13 protein-coding genes and 1 pseudogene are annotated in these 14769 nt (G+C 52.1%); 3 read left to right on the forward strand and 11 right to left on the reverse strand.

Annotation, left to right across the window (positions count from 1 at the left end; all coding sequences use genetic code 11):
* Nucleotides 1–166: 166 nt before the first annotated feature.
* Both ACOT1A_RS06305 and ACOT1A_RS06310 read right to left on the reverse strand, forming a co-directional pair.
* Nucleotides 167–1459 carry a glycoside hydrolase family 28 protein gene (locus ACOT1A_RS06305; protein ID WP_063147323.1) on the reverse strand — a complete coding sequence of 431 codons (1293 nt, stop codon included), beginning with the start codon at nt 1457–1459 and terminating at the stop codon, nt 167–169.
* A 104-nt stretch (nt 1460–1563) separates the two neighbouring features.
* Nucleotides 1564–2322, reverse strand: coding sequence for a DeoR/GlpR family DNA-binding transcription regulator (locus ACOT1A_RS06310; RefSeq protein ID WP_063147324.1), 759 nt, complete (start codon nt 2320–2322; stop codon nt 1564–1566).
* An 86-nt stretch (nt 2323–2408) separates the two neighbouring features.
* Here ACOT1A_RS06310 and ACOT1A_RS06315 point away from each other — a divergent pair, with 86 nt between their 5' ends.
* The gene (locus tag ACOT1A_RS06315) at nt 2409–2993 is read left to right on the forward strand and encodes an NUDIX domain-containing protein (protein ID WP_276170224.1); all 585 of its coding nucleotides are present in this window, start codon (nt 2409–2411) and stop codon (nt 2991–2993) included.
* Between the two features lie 84 nt (nt 2994–3077).
* Nucleotides 3078–3836 (forward strand): trans-aconitate 2-methyltransferase, encoded by a 759-nt coding sequence (gene tam, locus ACOT1A_RS06320; RefSeq protein ID WP_276170223.1) that lies wholly within the window; start codon nt 3078–3080, stop codon nt 3834–3836.
* Between the two features lie 6 nt (nt 3837–3842).
* Here the strand turns inward: tam and ACOT1A_RS06325 are convergent, their stop codons facing one another.
* From ACOT1A_RS06325 to ACOT1A_RS06360, 8 genes and pseudogenes are all read right to left on the reverse strand, one after another.
* Nucleotides 3843–5033 carry a cytochrome c biogenesis protein/redoxin gene (locus tag ACOT1A_RS06325; RefSeq protein WP_023300111.1) on the reverse strand — a complete coding sequence of 397 codons (1191 nt, stop codon included), beginning with the start codon at nt 5031–5033 and terminating at the stop codon, nt 3843–3845.
* A gap of 135 nt (nt 5034–5168) precedes the next feature.
* Nucleotides 5169–6464 (reverse strand): ATP-binding protein, encoded by a 1296-nt coding sequence (locus tag ACOT1A_RS06330; RefSeq protein WP_032624255.1) that lies wholly within the window; start codon nt 6462–6464, stop codon nt 5169–5171.
* Nucleotides 6461–7201 carry a response regulator gene (locus ACOT1A_RS06335; protein WP_063853631.1) on the reverse strand — a complete coding sequence of 247 codons (741 nt, stop codon included), beginning with the start codon at nt 7199–7201 and terminating at the stop codon, nt 6461–6463. Before ACOT1A_RS06335 ends, ACOT1A_RS06330 begins: the two co-directional genes overlap by 4 nt.
* A 44-nt stretch (nt 7202–7245) precedes the next feature.
* A complete protein-coding gene (locus ACOT1A_RS06340) occupies nt 7246–8241 on the reverse strand; it encodes an alpha/beta fold hydrolase (protein ID WP_276170222.1) in 996 nt (331 codons plus the stop codon).
* A gap of 145 nt (nt 8242–8386) precedes the next feature.
* Nucleotides 8387–8614, reverse strand: coding sequence for a GNAT family N-acetyltransferase (locus ACOT1A_RS06345; RefSeq protein WP_257393663.1), 228 nt, complete (start codon nt 8612–8614; stop codon nt 8387–8389).
* An 11-nt stretch (nt 8615–8625) separates the two neighbouring features.
* Nucleotides 8626–10833 carry a peptidase domain-containing ABC transporter gene (locus tag ACOT1A_RS06350; protein WP_017382355.1) on the reverse strand — a complete coding sequence of 736 codons (2208 nt, stop codon included), beginning with the start codon at nt 10831–10833 and terminating at the stop codon, nt 8626–8628.
* Nucleotides 10833–11786, reverse strand: a pseudogene (locus tag ACOT1A_RS06355) (HlyD family secretion protein); the annotation flags it as partial. The gene ACOT1A_RS06350 and the pseudogene ACOT1A_RS06355, both read right to left, overlap by 1 nt.
* Nucleotides 11787–12607: 821 nt before the next feature.
* Nucleotides 12608–12823, reverse strand: coding sequence for a hypothetical protein (locus ACOT1A_RS06360; RefSeq protein WP_368958457.1), 216 nt, complete (start codon nt 12821–12823; stop codon nt 12608–12610).
* A 444-nt stretch (nt 12824–13267) separates the two neighbouring features.
* Between ACOT1A_RS06360 and ACOT1A_RS06365 the strand changes: the two genes are divergently transcribed.
* On the forward strand, nt 13268–13816 hold the full coding sequence (locus ACOT1A_RS06365; RefSeq protein ID WP_048965759.1) for a GNAT family N-acetyltransferase: 549 nt from the start codon (nt 13268–13270) through the stop codon (nt 13814–13816).
* Here the strand turns inward: ACOT1A_RS06365 and ACOT1A_RS06370 are convergent.
* Nucleotides 13804–14718: a bestrophin family protein gene (locus ACOT1A_RS06370; protein ID WP_003857155.1), complete on the reverse strand. Its 915-nt coding sequence runs from the start codon at nt 14716–14718 to the stop codon at nt 13804–13806. The two genes, ACOT1A_RS06365 and ACOT1A_RS06370, sit on opposite strands and share 13 nt — an antisense overlap.
* Between the last annotated feature and the right edge of the window lie 51 nt (nt 14719–14769).

Consider the following 14769-nt stretch of genomic DNA (forward strand, 5'->3'; position numbering starts at 1 on the left):
GTCTATCAGTAAAGAGAATGAGAGATCAAAGTGGTCATTTTAATTGAGCTGGATAACGGACATTTCAATTGAGCCTTGACATAGATTGAATACGAGTAAATCCAGCCAGTTCAGACCCATCCTTGTTCTGCTCATTCCGCGCAACATGTCCCTCTGTTCTGTGCCATCAACGTTCATAACTGTCGTTACGGTCTTGCGTGATCTCCACGGCAGTCACCTGTACATCCTTAAAGCGCAGCCCATCCACACCAGAAATTTTCCCGAACTCTGACGCGTCAATCAAAATCCCCTCCAGCGTTAACCCGACCACAGGACGCTCCGGATATCCCTCGATGAAAAATGCCCGCGAAAAGCATTTGCTGTCTGATCGACGCGCCGTCATATTTTTAATCGTCAGTCCGCTGACCGCAGTAAGACCGGCTTCGCCCTCAACACCTTCAGCCAGTTTGCGCCAGTGTTCTGGTTTATCAGATAAATTGCTCTGGTCGCCATAGCTATACTGCGGAAACCAGTTCAGCTGGATCAGCACCGGAAAACGCACGTCCGTAAGCCGTAGATTTTGTACGGTGATATCACGGATAAATCCGCCCCGGTTGCGAGCAGATTTAATGCGAAACCCGACACCCGTTCCGTTAAACGCGTTATCTTCTATCAGGACGCGTTCAATGCCACCTGAAGTTTCACTCCCCAGTGTGATCCCGGATCCCTTATTCAGCGTACATCCTCGAATCACTATATCCCGCGCGGCACGAGCTTTTTGCGCCGCTTCGCGTCCTCGTCCTGATTTGATGCAGATATTGTCGTCATTGCAGGACACAATGCAGCGTTCAATCCGCACCTGTTCGCAGGAGTCGACGTCAATCCCGTCGGTGCTCGGCCCCGCAGAATTGCTGATTTGCACGCCCTCAACCGCGATATGGCGCGAATAACAGAGGTGCATGTTCCAGAATCCGGACTCCCGACTGGTAAAATCACGCAGCAGAATACTCTGGCTTTCAAAGACCAGGATATTGCGCGGGCGCTGACAGTCATAATCAACAACCCAGCGCAATCCTCTTGCGCTGTAATCGCCGACCATGCCGCTGCGCTCGTCATCGCCCCAGTAGCGTTGCCACCAAATTGCACCCTGCCCGTCTATCGTGCCTGTACCGGTAATGCTGACGTTTTCACAATCGATGATATTAATAATGCCTGCCGGCCAGCGCATATCAATGCCGGCCACCCGGGTATTTATCAGGGGATAATCAGCCAGATCCTGGCTTCCAACGAGCTGTGCGCCAGCGTCCAGGCGAAGTGAAACACCGCTTTTCAGAAACAACGCTCCGGTCAGAAAACGGCCTTGCGGAATAACGATGACATCGTTCTGTTGAGCACTATTTATGGCCTGCTGAATGGCGGATGTTGCCAGGCGTTGCGCGGTTGGGTCCGCGCCATACGCCAGAATGGAGATCGCTTTCATGGCTTTTCCTTAAACAGATGAAAGCCTTAGTCTAGGAATCCGCGTGATGGATAACCTTTGTCTGTTTGACAGCCACGCAGTCAGGCTGGCAAAAAAGCGGATATTTACTGGCTGGCGATCACCGCAACGCCCTTTTCTTTCATAGCGTTGACCCAGCGTTTATCCGTTGTGTTTTCAACAACGAGCGTATTCACCAGCGACAAATCGCCAATCACAAACGCCGAGGCCGTATTGATCTTTTCCGGTGAGGCCAATACCACCGTTTCCGCCGCTCTACCGGAAAATGCACGTTTGATGCATGCTTCTTCATAATCTCCGGTGGTCAGCCCGGCCTCAGGATGCACGCCGGTGACACCCATGAAAAACAGATCCGCATGAATATTGTTGATGCCTTCAATAGCGGCCGCGCCGACCGTGACGATGGAGTGTTTATACAAACGACCGCCAATCAGGATCACCTCTATGCACGGATGGTTGACCAGCCCCAATGCAATACCCGGGCTGTGCGTCACCACGGTTACCCGCAAATCTGGCGGCAAGAAGGTAATAAGTTCTGAGGTGGTCGTCCCGCCATCAATGATCACCACCTGCCCCGGTGAAATGAGCTGCGCGCCCCGACGTGCCACGCGTTTTTTTGCATCCATTTTAACGGACTGACGCTCGGCAAAAGGCGCAATCGCTGAAGATGCCGGAAGCGCGCCGCCGTGGACACGCTGCAAACGCCCTTCTGCCGCCAGTTCACGTAGATCCCGGCGGATAGTGTCCTCAGACACCGAGAAAAAGAGGCTGAGCGCAGTTGACTGGACCTGGCCTTCCGCCTCCAGCTTTTCCAGAATCAACTGTTTACGCTGACTTGTGAGCATGAATTATTCCTGATGTTGCACGATAATTATTGTAATTACACGAAAATGCTGTTTATGATGCATACTCTACGAGAGGAGAGCCAAACGTGCAATCAAAACGTGCAGATATACGCATCATCAACAGCGAAACGTTGTCCGACAACTGGTATAACCTGAAAAAATACACTTTTGACCTCCAGCGCAGCGATGGTGACTGGCAGCGGCAAGAGCGTGAAGTGTATGACCGCGGGAATGGCGCGACGATCCTGCTCTATAATCGCGACAGCAAAACAGTCATTCTTACACGTCAGTTTCGTTTCCCTGTGTTTATCAATGGTCACGAAGAGGATCTCATTGAGGCGGCTGCCGGGTTGCTCGATAACCTTGACCCGGAAAGCCGGATTAAGACCGAAGCGGAAGAGGAAACTGGGTATAAGGTGACGCGCATAGAGAAAATTTTTGAGGCCTATATGAGCCCGGGCTCCGTTACCGAAAAACTCTACTTTTATCTGGCGGAATATCACCCGCAGGATCGGACCAGCGCGGGCGGCGGCGTTAAAGCAGAGGGGGAAGATATCGACGTGCTGGAAATGACGCTGGACGACGCGCTTCGTGGCATCGAGAATGGCCAGATCGTCGACGGTAAAACCATCATGCTGCTTTATCACGTGGCCCTGAAAGGCATTTTATAATCTCACGTTTATCCGGATACCTGCCCCGGCGCAGGTATTTGCCTGTGCTATTCTTGCTGAACACCTCAACATGGAGATGCGAAAATGGCCGACTGGGATCCTTCTCTGTATCTACAATACAGCGCAGAACGCACACGTCCCGCCGCTGAGTTACTGGCCCGGGTGCCGCTTGCTGACATAACCTCTGGCGTGGATTTGGGTTGCGGGCCAGGCAACAGCACCGCGCTGCTGAAACAACGCTGGCCTTCAGCGCAGATAGCCGGTGTGGATAACTCCCCGGCGATGCTGGAGGAAGCCCGACAGGCCCTGCCAGACTGCCACTTTGTTGAGGCGGATATCCGTTGCTACAAACCTGACCAGCCTCTCAGCCTGATCTACGCCAACGCTTCCCTGCAATGGATCCCGGACCATTACCACCTTCTGCCGCATCTGGTTTCACTGCTCCAGTTAAACGGCGTGCTGGCGATACAAATGCCTGACAACTGGCTTGAGCCGACGCACGCCCTGATGCGTGAAGTTGCCTGGGAACAGGGCTACCCCGATCGTGGCCGCGAGCAGCTGCCGGGTATTCATGCCTACTATGATATTCTGACGGACGCGGGATGCGACGTGGATATCTGGCGCACCACCTACTTTCATCAGATGAGCTCTCATCAGGCGATTATTGACTGGGTCAGCGCGACGGGGTTACGGCCGTGGCTACAGGATCTCAACGAGAGCGAGCAGCAAAACTTTCTGAAACGCTACCTCGAGCTGCTGGAAGAGCAGTATCCGCTCCAGGAGAACGGGCAGATACTGCTGGCTTTTCCGCGCCTGTTTATGGTTGCTCAGCGGGTTCCGTAAGCCGAATCAGGAACGCGCTTCCTTGAGCAAATGCTGAATTACAGCCTCCTGCTTGTCGTAGTTGCCTTCGCCAAACGAGGTGTAACGCAGTTGCCCTTTCGCATCGAAATAGTAATGTGCTGGCCAGTACTGATTACCGAACGCGCTCCAGATTTTGTAGTTATTATCCGTCACTACGCGGTACGGCAACTGCCATTCGTTGACCGCGTTTTTCACCGATGATAACGGCTTTTCCCAGGGGTATTCAGGGGTGTGGACGCCAATCACCACCAGACCTTGTGACTCATATTTCTTCGCCCAGTCTCGAACATGCGGAAGGGTATGCTGGCAGTTGATACAGTCCCAGGTCCAGAAATCGATAAGCACAACTTTCCCCCGCAAGGCCTTAGACGTGACAGGGTCACCGTTTACCCAGCCCGTACCGCCGCTTAATGTCGGTAGCTGGCTGCTCGGCATTGCGTCAGCGATCGGTCGCAGTTTCACCTGCGTGGAGGTTGGTTGCGCAAGGCTCAAGAGAGCGTTTTCCAGCTGGTCGGTAATACCGCTGGCGCCTTTCAGGACCGACGTCATTCCTGAGGCGTTGAAAGCCACGGCGGCTAACATCATCACCCCTGCGCCCTGACGCAGACGCTCCATCAATGCGGATTTGGCTCTCAGAGGGGTTATCAGCTTACGGCCACCCGCGACAAGGAGCCCCAGCATCAACGCGCACCCACTGCCGTAAGCGGCTAACAGCGCTCCGGTTGCGATGGCCGAGTGGCCAGTAATGTTAATGCCGAAGATCGCCCCGAGAATCGGTCCTGCACAGGGGGACCACAGAAGTCCAACGGCCAGCCCTGCCAGAAAAGCCGAAAACATGCCGTGTCGCTGAACGCTGTGGGTGTTAAGAACGTTCCCCGCGCTGACCGCCGGGCTGGCAATGCGCTGAGCGAACTGCGGGAAGATCAGGGCCAGGGCGGCAATGCTCAGTACCAGCAGCGCAATCCAGCGACCGATAACGGTGGCGTCAGCGATCCAGTCACTGGCAACCGTTACTACCATCGCCACAAACGTGAACATCACTATCATTCCCGCCAGAAGCGCCAGAATGTGTTTGCGCTGCCCCTGAAAGCCGGCGAACAGCAGAGGAATAACGGGAAGCGTGCACGGACTGAGCAGGCTAATCATGCCGCCTAAAAAAGCGATTATCAGAAACATAACGACCTCACGATACAGTTGCTGCGAAGGTGCAGTGAGGTCATTTCACCCTGCGAATGTGTTCAGGCCGTGTGCAAAAAACTGAATTTTGTCTGCCTTCGTATCCGCACGGCGCGCAGATACACAGGCGTACAATTAAACGCGCGGAAGAGTCACGCTTACGGCCAGCCCGCCCTCTGCCCGGTTTGCAAGATGCAATTTCCCGTCAAGCTGGGCGGTGAGCTGCGCGGCAATGGCGAGGCCTAACCCGGTGCCGCCCGTTTCGCGGTTGCGCGACGTTTCAACCCGGTAGAACGGCTGTAACACCGCCCCCAGTTCTGCCTCCGGGATGCCGGGGCCGTTATCCATAATGCGGATCGCTACCTGCCTTTCATCTTCATCAATCTCTATTACCGCGCTATGGCCAAACTTGAGCGCATTATCCAGCAGATTGGTCATTACCCGGCGCAATGCCTGGGGGCGGGTGACGATCGGCAGACGTGTACTGCGTGCATGAAACTGCACGTTTTTACCAATGTCCTGATAATCACTGGCGATGCTGTTAACCCACGCGTTTAGCTCCAGCTTAAGCGTGGTCTCTTTCAGTGATTCTGATGACCGGGCATAGGCAATACCTTCTCGTACCAGGCGCGACATATTATCCAGGTCGCTCAACAACTTATCGTGGAGTTCGGGCTGATCCGCCATTTCGACCCGCAGCTTCATACGCGTGATGGGCGTCTGAAGATCGTGAGAAATGGACGCCAGAATCTGCGCGCGTTCACGCAGATAAGTTTGTATCCGCGACTGCATCTCATTAAAAGCCTGCGCCGCCTGTCGCACCTCAACCGGACCTTTTTCAGTCATAGGAGAATGGGCCGCAGGATCGAGGGAATCAACCGCGCGCGTGAATTGCAGGAAAGGCCGGACAACCTGGCGCACGGCAATCCAGGAGCAGAGCGCGACAAGTAACAACTGAAGAACCAGCACCACGGGTAACCAGCTGGCGACTGGCGGCATGCGCGGGATCAGATCGATAGTGAGCGGTGCGCCGTCGCGGAGCGTCAGATGGGCCTGAATGTGGGAAACAGGCCCCGGCACTGCCGTAAACTGGAGCGGATATTGAACTGAAAGCGTCTCTTTCAGGGTGCGAATCGCATCCCGCGAGCGCTTGTCCGTTGGCGCAGCGCCTGCCTCGCCGGGACCAAGGATATAACGATAATTACCGCGACCGAGCCGTTCCAGCCACTCTGGCCGCTCTTTGGCCGGAAGCCGGTCGAGAATGGCCACGCTGGTCGCCACGTCATTCTCAAGATTGCCCAGCATAACCGTGCGCGCGCTGTGCATTCGCTCAACCATGACCAGCGTCAGGCTGAGCGCGTTAGCCAGCAAGAGTCCAAGCAGCACAATGATCAGCAGCCGGGCCAGTAAGGTGCGGGGCCACAGCGTCATTCATTGGCCTCGATGATGGTCACCGGCATAGTAAAAACGTAGCCTTCGCTGCGAACGGTTTTAATGTAGGCTGGCGAGCGGGCATCTTCATTCAGGCGCTGTCGCACGCGGCTCACCAGGAGATCAATCGAACGCTCAAACAGCTCGGCATCACGTCCCTGCGTCAGGTTCAGCAGTTGATCGCGGGTCAGCACCCGTTGAGGATGATCGAGAAATACGCGCAAAAGGCGATATTCCGCCCCGCTGAGCGCCACAACCATCCCCTCGTTATCAATCAGATGACGCGCCACGGTATCCAGCTGCCATTCCCCGAACACCACCAGGCGCCCTGCCTCGGTCACCTGAAGATTAGGCGGCATAGTACGAAAACGACGCAGGATAGCTTTGATACGCGCCAGCAGTTCGCGGGCCACAAACGGTTTCACCACGTAATCGTCGGCGCCCATCTCCAGCCCCAGGATCCGGTCCGTGTCCTCGTTGCGCGCGGTGAGCATCAGGATCGGCAGATCCTTATGCCTGCTGCTGCGCAGCTGCCGACACAGCGTCAGGCCATCATCGCCGGGCATCATCACGTCCAGCACCACCAGGTCGATATGCTGTTTGTCGAGCACTGCGCGCATCTCTTTTCCGTTCGCCGCGCCAGAGGCGTGGTAGCCGGATTTCACGAGGTAATCGACAATCAGTTCACGAATATCCCTGTCGTCATCGACGACAAGGATGTGATCAATATGCTCCACCGCAGGCTCCTGATTAAGAGGTAACGGATTGAAAATAGCACATATCAGAGCTTATCCGCGTCGACAACGGCGTTAACAAAGTCCTGCGGATCTTCCTGCGGCGGGTTGTGGCCAACCGTTGCGCCGAAAGTACGGTGCTCATATTTTCCGGTGAATTTCCCCGCATAGGCGGCGGGTGCAGGATGTGGTGCCCCGTTGTTACCGCCCTCGATGGTGATGGTCGGCACCGTAATGTTCGGCAGCGTAGCCAGCTTTTGTTCGTAGGCGTCATATTTCTGCTCACCCTTCTCCAGCCCCAGACGCCAGCGGTAATTACTGAGCGTGACGGCAACGTGGTCCGGATTATCGAGGGACCTGGCGCTCGCATTGAAGGTGGCATCGCTGAATTTCCAGTCAGGCGAAGCCTGGGACCAAATCAACCGGGCAAAATCGTGCGTATTTTTAGCATAGCCTTCCGCACCGCGCGGCGTGGCGAAATAGAACTGATACCACCACTGAACCTCTGCCTTCGGCGGTAAAGGCTGTTTGCCAATCGCCTGGCTGCTGATCAGGTAGCCACTTACCGAGACCAGCGATTTCACTCGATCCGGCCAGAGCGCCGCAACGATATCCGCCGTACGCGCCCCCCAGTCATAACCGGCAAACACCGCCTGTTTGATATTCAGGGCGTCCATCAGGTTGACGATGTCTTTCGCCATTGCCGAAGGCTGGCCGTTTCGCGGCGTTTTATCAGAAATAAAGCGCGTGGTGCCGTACCCGCGCAGGGATGGCACAATGACACGATACCCCTTCGCGGCCAGCGCGGGGGCAACTTCCGCGTAGCTGTGAATATCGTACGGCCAGCCATGCAGCAGGATCACTGGTTGCCCGTCTTTCGGCCCGATATCGACATAACCGACGTTCAGATCGCCGGCGTTAATTTGTTTTACCTGGTTAAAAGCCGACGAGTAACCCTTACCCATCGCTTCTGCCTGACAGGACATTAAGGTGCCAAGCGAAACGGTCAATGCGACTGCTGAATATGCGAGTTTGTTAAACATGATGTTATCTCCGGGTGAGTTCAGTTGACGGAGATATAACACCATGGGTTTGTATAGGGGATGTGTGCGGAGGCGGTTTTATTGCATACCTGTGTATGTATCACAGAGGCAGATACAGTGTGATACAAACCCAGGTATTAAACGACTAAAGCGAGATTCGGTACCGGACGTAATCGTCGGCTTCACCATAGTGATCATACAGCTTACGCGCCGGATTGTTCATGCGGGTTACCCAGTAGAGTTTTGACCACCCTTCCCGCTTGCCTTCATCGATCAGGGCGTCGATAAGCGCTTTACCCGCCCCTGCGCCACGTTCGGCAGCGTCAACAAATAGATCTTCCAGATAGGGGTAAGTTTGGATATCGAAAATTATGTACGTTAAGGTTAATTTTTTGCCATCACGTCATTAGTATATTCACAAACAGACTCGCCATTATTGACTGTATGCTGGAGATTCAGCTCCGTTAAGTAGCCGTCTGCCAGATACAAAACCCGGTCTGCAGAGGCTATGGTTTCCGGGCGATGGGCTATCAGCAGAACAGGAAGCCCCAGTTGACGTAAGGTCTGGCTTATCCGGATTTCACTCTCAACATCAAGGTGGCTGGTCGCTTCATCCAGTAACAGGAATCCCGGTTTCTTGTACAACGCCCTTGCCAGCAGAATGCGTTGTTTTTGTCCTCCGGAAAGCCCTCCGCCGGTTTCACCAATCAGCGTCTGATACCCCATCGGCATTGCCATAACATCGCTGTCGATAAGTGCCAGTCTTGCGCACTGGATCATTCGTTCATAATTTCGGTCATCACTGAAAAAAATAATGTTATCTGCTACAGAACCTTTGAAAAGATGGTCATCCTGCAGTACGGTACCGATACGCTGACGAACCTGAAAATAATCCGGATGCGTATGCAATATGCCAAATGCCCTGATCCTGCCCTCATCAGGGATGTGGATCCCAAGGATAAGCTTCACCAGTGTCGTTTTCCCGCATCCGGATTTACCTGTAATGGCAACGACTTCTCCGGGATTGAGTGTCAGCGACACCCCGCCGATTATCGGATTTTCCCCTCCCTTGTGGCTGAAGATGATGTGCTCAAGTACTAGAGGAGCATGAGCATATTCATCCATCTCCCTGCGGGATACAGAAGGAATGTGCGAAGCGTTGTTATGCTCACGAAAAGGCTGTTGCTGAAGGCCTTCTGTCGGGGTCAGTACAATATCAGCCAGTCGTTCGTTGTAAACATCGAGCATACGCCAGGAAAAAAACTTATCAGTCAGGCTACTGATACTGGAAGAAAAACGCGTCTGATAGGATAAATAAGCAACCAGCATGCCGACGGTGAAGGTACCATTCAATACCTCCCCGGCGCCTTTCCACAAAATGATTGCTGATACCACGCTGCCGGTAAGAGTGTGAGCAATGTCATAGCACATCAGCAGACGGCTCTGACGCAACTGCGTATTTCTGCGGGCAACGTTGAGATTCAGCCAGGCGGCCTCACGATGTGCCGTCACACCGTTAATTCTCAGGCTGAGGATCCCGTTGAGTGTTTCAAGAAAATGCCCGGACTCCTTGGCACCTGCATCCCAGGCATCTTCTGCCGACTGTCGAAGGGACGGATACCACAGTGCCCTCAACACACCATAGAAAATGGCTGCAAGTACGGCGATCAATGTCATTTCAGGACTGTACAGCAGCATCATGCAAAGCGCAGTCACCACGAGCAACACATCCAGAATACCTTCCAGCACTTGCGTAGTCAGCGCCTGCTGGATGGTATCTACCGCCTCAAAACGAGCATTAATACTCCCCTTACTGCGTGCATCAAACCAGGCCAGAGGAAGATGGACCAGATGATGGAAAACCCGTGCTGTCCACTGCATGTTAAAATTGACGGACAGTGTAATACTCGCCCACTGGCGGGCCAGTGACAGCAGCATCTGGGTCAGTGACATCAGCAGAAGCGCAATAATAATGACGGTCAACAAACTCTGGTCGGCAGCCACCAGGACTTCATCAATCACCAGCTGGTTGAGAAGCGGGCTTCCCAGTGTCAGGATTTCGAGTGCCACGGCAAAAACGATAATTCGCGACATTGCCGACAACAGACCCGGTGTTTTACCTGTCAGTTGGCGCAGATGGATTTTTTTCCTTTCATCCCGAGCGGTAAAATCACTGGCTGGCATCAGCTCCAGCGCGACGCCGGTGAAATGTTTTCCAGCATCCTGTAGGGAGAGCGTTACTTTTCCCTTTTCCGGATCATGAATAACCAGCCTGCTTCCGCGAACTTTATGTAGCACAACAAAATGATTCATGTTCCAGTGGAGAATACACGGGAGAGAAAGGGATCTTAGGTCCTCAAGCTCCAGCCGAACTGCCCGGCTGGATAATCCGATACCGGCCGCACATTCAGTCAGTCTCTGCAGGGTCATCCCTTGTGAGCTGATACTGAAACGTTCGCGCAGTGTGGGTAAGTCTGTTTGCAGACCATGCCAGCAGGCCATCATGACCAGGCATGCCAGACCACATTCCGCTGACTCTGTCTGTCGGGTGAGAGGAAGCTGTTTTCTCCCGGTCCATTTGAGTGTATCCATCACAGCTTTCCTTTCAGGCTCCAGAGCGGCTCAGTCAGCCACTCCCACAAATTGCGGGTATCCAGGCTGACATCCCCCTCAAGAACCATGCCGGGGCGCAGGGCTTCCTGTTTCCCATAAGCCAGAATAAAAGTATTTTCAGGTTCAACGATGACGCGGTAATGACCTTCATTCTCCTTCCAGGTCACAGGAGATACGGAGAGTAAATCAGAAGATGTCAGCGTTGTATGGCTTATTTCACGGATAGTCCCGTACTGCACACCAAACTTCTGATAGGGGAAGGCAGAGAACCGCAGGGCAACACGCTGCCCCGCCTGAATAAAGCCAGCATTCTGACTGGTAGCATAGAGTTCTATCTGCAAACGGGCATTGTCGGGAATGAGGGTCATGACAGGTTCAGATGCCCTGACAGACTGTCCCTGTCTGACCAGCACGGCAGCAACGGTTCCGGATACCGGTGAAGTCAGCGTGAAATTTTCCTTACCTGCCAGTTCGTCCTGCTGTTGCCTGATAACCTGCAACTGCCTGTCCATTTCAGCCTTCCGGCTTTCACCCTGAACGATGAGATGGTCAAGGTCGTCTTTAGCAGCCTCCATCGCGGTGTGCAGTTGCAGAAGCCCCTGACGCTGATCCTCAACGTTTTGCTGTGACGTTGAAACGTCAATCTGCTTCTGCTGGTATTCGATATCTGATACGTAATGCGTATCAGCAAGTTTCTTATAGCGCTCCATAACAGACACGGCCAGCGCAGCCTGATGCACGGCAAGTGACAGACGCTTTTCTGCACTTTTAACCTGAGGTTTCAGGGAAACTATTCGCTGTTGTATGGCATGCTGCTGCTGACTGTTGTCACGCAATTCCAGGGTCTGTTGAGAAGTCAGCATTGTAAACTGAGTTTGTAGGGAAAGTCTTATAGCAGCGAGTGTACCTGCCCCCTGTTCGTTGAAATGTTCAAACTTCCTTAAGTAAAAAAATATACAAGAAAAATGCAATTGAAAATTCCGCAATAAACAATAAGAAAAATGACACATCGAGAGTAAGATAGCGGAGGGTTATGGATGGCGATAACGTAATTATTATTGAGATAACAGACGCAATAAAAAGAACAATTACGTTTTTCTTACTATAAATGAATGGATAGACATGCCTAAAGATTATCATGTTCAACCTATTATTAATTCATATTTTATATAAGAATCAACAAATATGGTTATGATATCGTAATCATTTTTTGATATCATGCACTTTAACTTCAGTGAACATTTGTAATGATTCCATTCTGCAACACAACAATTTTTATCGGAGTGTACTTTATTTACTTTTAAACCTATTCATCAAGTTAACGCCCCATCGAGTTACTGCTATTAATACAATCAACGCAATAAGAAACCTTGATATAATCCCTGGCCGTGATACTTCGTCAAACTCAAGAACTTCAGCGTATTTCAAAAGGGTAAATGCGATAATGAAAAAAAATAAGTAAATTAGGAAATTTAAAAATTGTTTCATGCTTAACCCGATACTTGTGATTACATTAACTTTATCAAAAATAATAGCTCATCATGACTACTTCGAATAATCATTAAATATCGAAACACCTAGAATAACATTCAGTTATAATGAGCTTTTAAATTATTATCACACACAACTCAAATTACTTACCAACGGCATTGTCCGGGGCCGTTGTAATTATTACTTTTATCTTTACTACCACGATCTGAAAAACTATCTTTTGTGCACTGGCCAGCTATAGCTCCACCAATTACCCCAGCGGTCATACCCACTGGCCCCCCAGGAGAGCGGCGATTAGACCACCGATGATTCCTGCGCCGCATGAGTCAACGCCCTTGTAAATAGAGCCATTGTTTCCTTTTGAATTACCAGATTTAGAGCTGGTGTTACGACTACCGGCACCTTCATAATTACCGCTTCCATTGCCGCCACTTACTAATGCTATCTCATTAAGGCTTAATGCTCTTATATTCGACATAAATCATCTCCATTTAATTTAGTTTTGCATTTTGTGCTAAAAAAATATCTTACATTACTTAATGTAAAGAAAGTGTATTTATGTAAGCATATGTAAATAAGCTATTGAACTTCGTAAACCGTAGCTCCATTTGGGAGCAGTTCAGCTCCTGCATGGGCAGGCCTATAACACGAAATCGACCTGGAGGTACGGTAATGTTCAGGCATCTTTTCTGACGTCCAGCGCGCAATCACTTCTGCGTCGTAACAGATTTTACAGCCATGGCGCATCGCTTCGTTACGGACGTGCCAGAGTGTTTCGGCTTCTTCGGGCCTGGCTTTTCTTGGCATTACATACTCCTTTATGGATAAATCTGAATAACAAAAGCACGACCAACTGGAATGTGATATTGATGAAATATCAGAACCCAAACAAATGATAACGCTCAAATATGGAGATCACCGGATGACGATACCCACGCTTACGACAGAACGCTTATTACTTAAACCCCTTGTTGCCGCCGATGCCGTCCAGATCCAGCAACGCTATCCGCGCTGGGAAATTGTCCGCTATATGGTGGCTTCAGTCCCCTGGCCCTACCCGGAAAACGGTGCAGAAAATTATGTTAATAACGTTGCACTACCCGATATGGCCAAAGGGATTGCGTGGTTCTGGACGATTCGCAGCCGTGAAGCGCCTGATGAACTGATGGGGTTAATTTGCCTGTACGACGTCGAAGACAACAACCGGGGCTTCTGGCTCGCACCGGAATTTCAGGGCCAGGGATATATGCGCGAGGCGAGTATTGCGGCAACGGATTACTGGTTCAATACGCTTAACAAAGCGGTGTTACGCGCGCCGAAAGCGGCGGCCAACAGCCGCTCCCGACGTATTTCAGACAGCAGCGGCATGCGACTCATCAGGACAGAGAAGAAAGCCTATGTCAGCGGCCTGCTGGATTCGGAGCTGTGGGAAATCACCCGCGACGAGTGGAATGCCCGTCAGGTCAGCTGATAATGCTTATCCGGCATTAGCCTTTCAGGGATGTTCTCTTCATCGTTCATCTGCAACAGATCGCGCTCCATCATGTTGCAGATGGCGTCCAGCGGCAGATCGTTATCTTCCGTCCCAAACGGATCTTCCAGCTCTTCCGCCAGCGTATCAAGCGAGATAAAAGTGTAGGAAATCAGCGCAGAGACAAAGGGCGTCATGTAATGCAGATCAACAACCAGCGCAAACGGCAGCATGATGCAGAACAAATACACCGTTCGGTGCAGGATCAGCGTATAGGCAAACGGGACTGGCGTATTGGCGATACGCTCACAGCCTGCCAGCACGATGGACATATCGTTCAGGCGGTTGTTGAGGCTGTGAAACAGGATGTCTGAAAGGTGCCCGCTGCGCCGCCGCACGGCCAGCCACTCCCCCATGATCAGCAGGATACGGTTCGCCGGCGAGTTGGCATCCATCACTTTGCGTAAATCGTCTGGAGCCAGATAGCGGGACAGCTGATCGGCATTGGTTTCTCTGCGCAGTGTCATACGCAGACAGTTAGCAAACGCGATTTGCAGGCGGACAAACTCTCCAAGATGTTTATCATCCGGCAAGGTGTTTTTTACCTCGCGAAACAGCGAGCGCGCCGCTATCATCAACTGCCCCCAAAGCAGACGCGCCTCAACGTAGCGCGAATAACAGGCGTTATTGCGAAATCCCAGGAAGATGGCGATAGCCACGCCCAGAATGCTGAACGGCGCGACGGTAAACCGGATACCCAGCGAGGTGTACCACGGCAGCATGACAATCACGGCGATGGAAAGCAGGAAGTTAAGCAGCAGTCGGGTATAAATTTTGGGAAGTACCGAACCATGCCAGACAAAAATCAGTTGCAGCCAGTGCTGTTGAGGACGAACAATCATAATCAGCTTCAGAAAAGTAAAGAGCGCGGCCTATTAAACGTGATCCCCCTC

It is taken from the genome of Enterobacter cloacae complex sp. SYL003, assembly GCF_049236925.1.
Taxonomy (GTDB): domain Bacteria; phylum Pseudomonadota; class Gammaproteobacteria; order Enterobacterales; family Enterobacteriaceae; genus Enterobacter; species Enterobacter intestinihominis.

Excerpts from the sequence above, each read along its gene's own strand:
- tam (WP_276170223.1), top strand. The coding sequence starts at position 3,078 with ATGGCCGACTGGGATCCTTCTCTGTATCTACAATACAGCGCAGAACGC.
- ACOT1A_RS06310 (WP_063147324.1), bottom strand. The coding sequence starts at position 2,322 with ATGCTCACAAGTCAGCGTAAACAGTTGATTCTGGAAAAGCTGGAGGCG.
- ACOT1A_RS06350 (WP_017382355.1), bottom strand. The coding sequence starts at position 10,833 with ATGGATACACTCAAATGGACCGGGAGAAAACAGCTTCCTCTCACCCGA.
- ACOT1A_RS06340 (WP_276170222.1), bottom strand. The coding sequence starts at position 8,241 with ATGTTTAACAAACTCGCATATTCAGCAGTCGCATTGACCGTTTCGCTT.
- ACOT1A_RS06305 (WP_063147323.1), bottom strand. The coding sequence starts at position 1,459 with ATGAAAGCGATCTCCATTCTGGCGTATGGCGCGGACCCAACCGCGCAA.
- ACOT1A_RS06330 (WP_032624255.1), bottom strand. The coding sequence starts at position 6,464 with ATGACGCTGTGGCCCCGCACCTTACTGGCCCGGCTGCTGATCATTGTG.
- ACOT1A_RS06370 (WP_003857155.1), bottom strand. The coding sequence starts at position 14,718 with ATGATTGTTCGTCCTCAACAGCACTGGCTGCAACTGATTTTTGTCTGG.
- ACOT1A_RS06360 (WP_368958457.1), bottom strand. The coding sequence starts at position 12,823 with ATGTCGAATATAAGAGCATTAAGCCTTAATGAGATAGCATTAGTAAGT.
- ACOT1A_RS06325 (WP_023300111.1), bottom strand. The coding sequence starts at position 5,033 with ATGTTTCTGATAATCGCTTTTTTAGGCGGCATGATTAGCCTGCTCAGT.
- ACOT1A_RS06365 (WP_048965759.1), top strand. The coding sequence starts at position 13,268 with ATGACGATACCCACGCTTACGACAGAACGCTTATTACTTAAACCCCTT.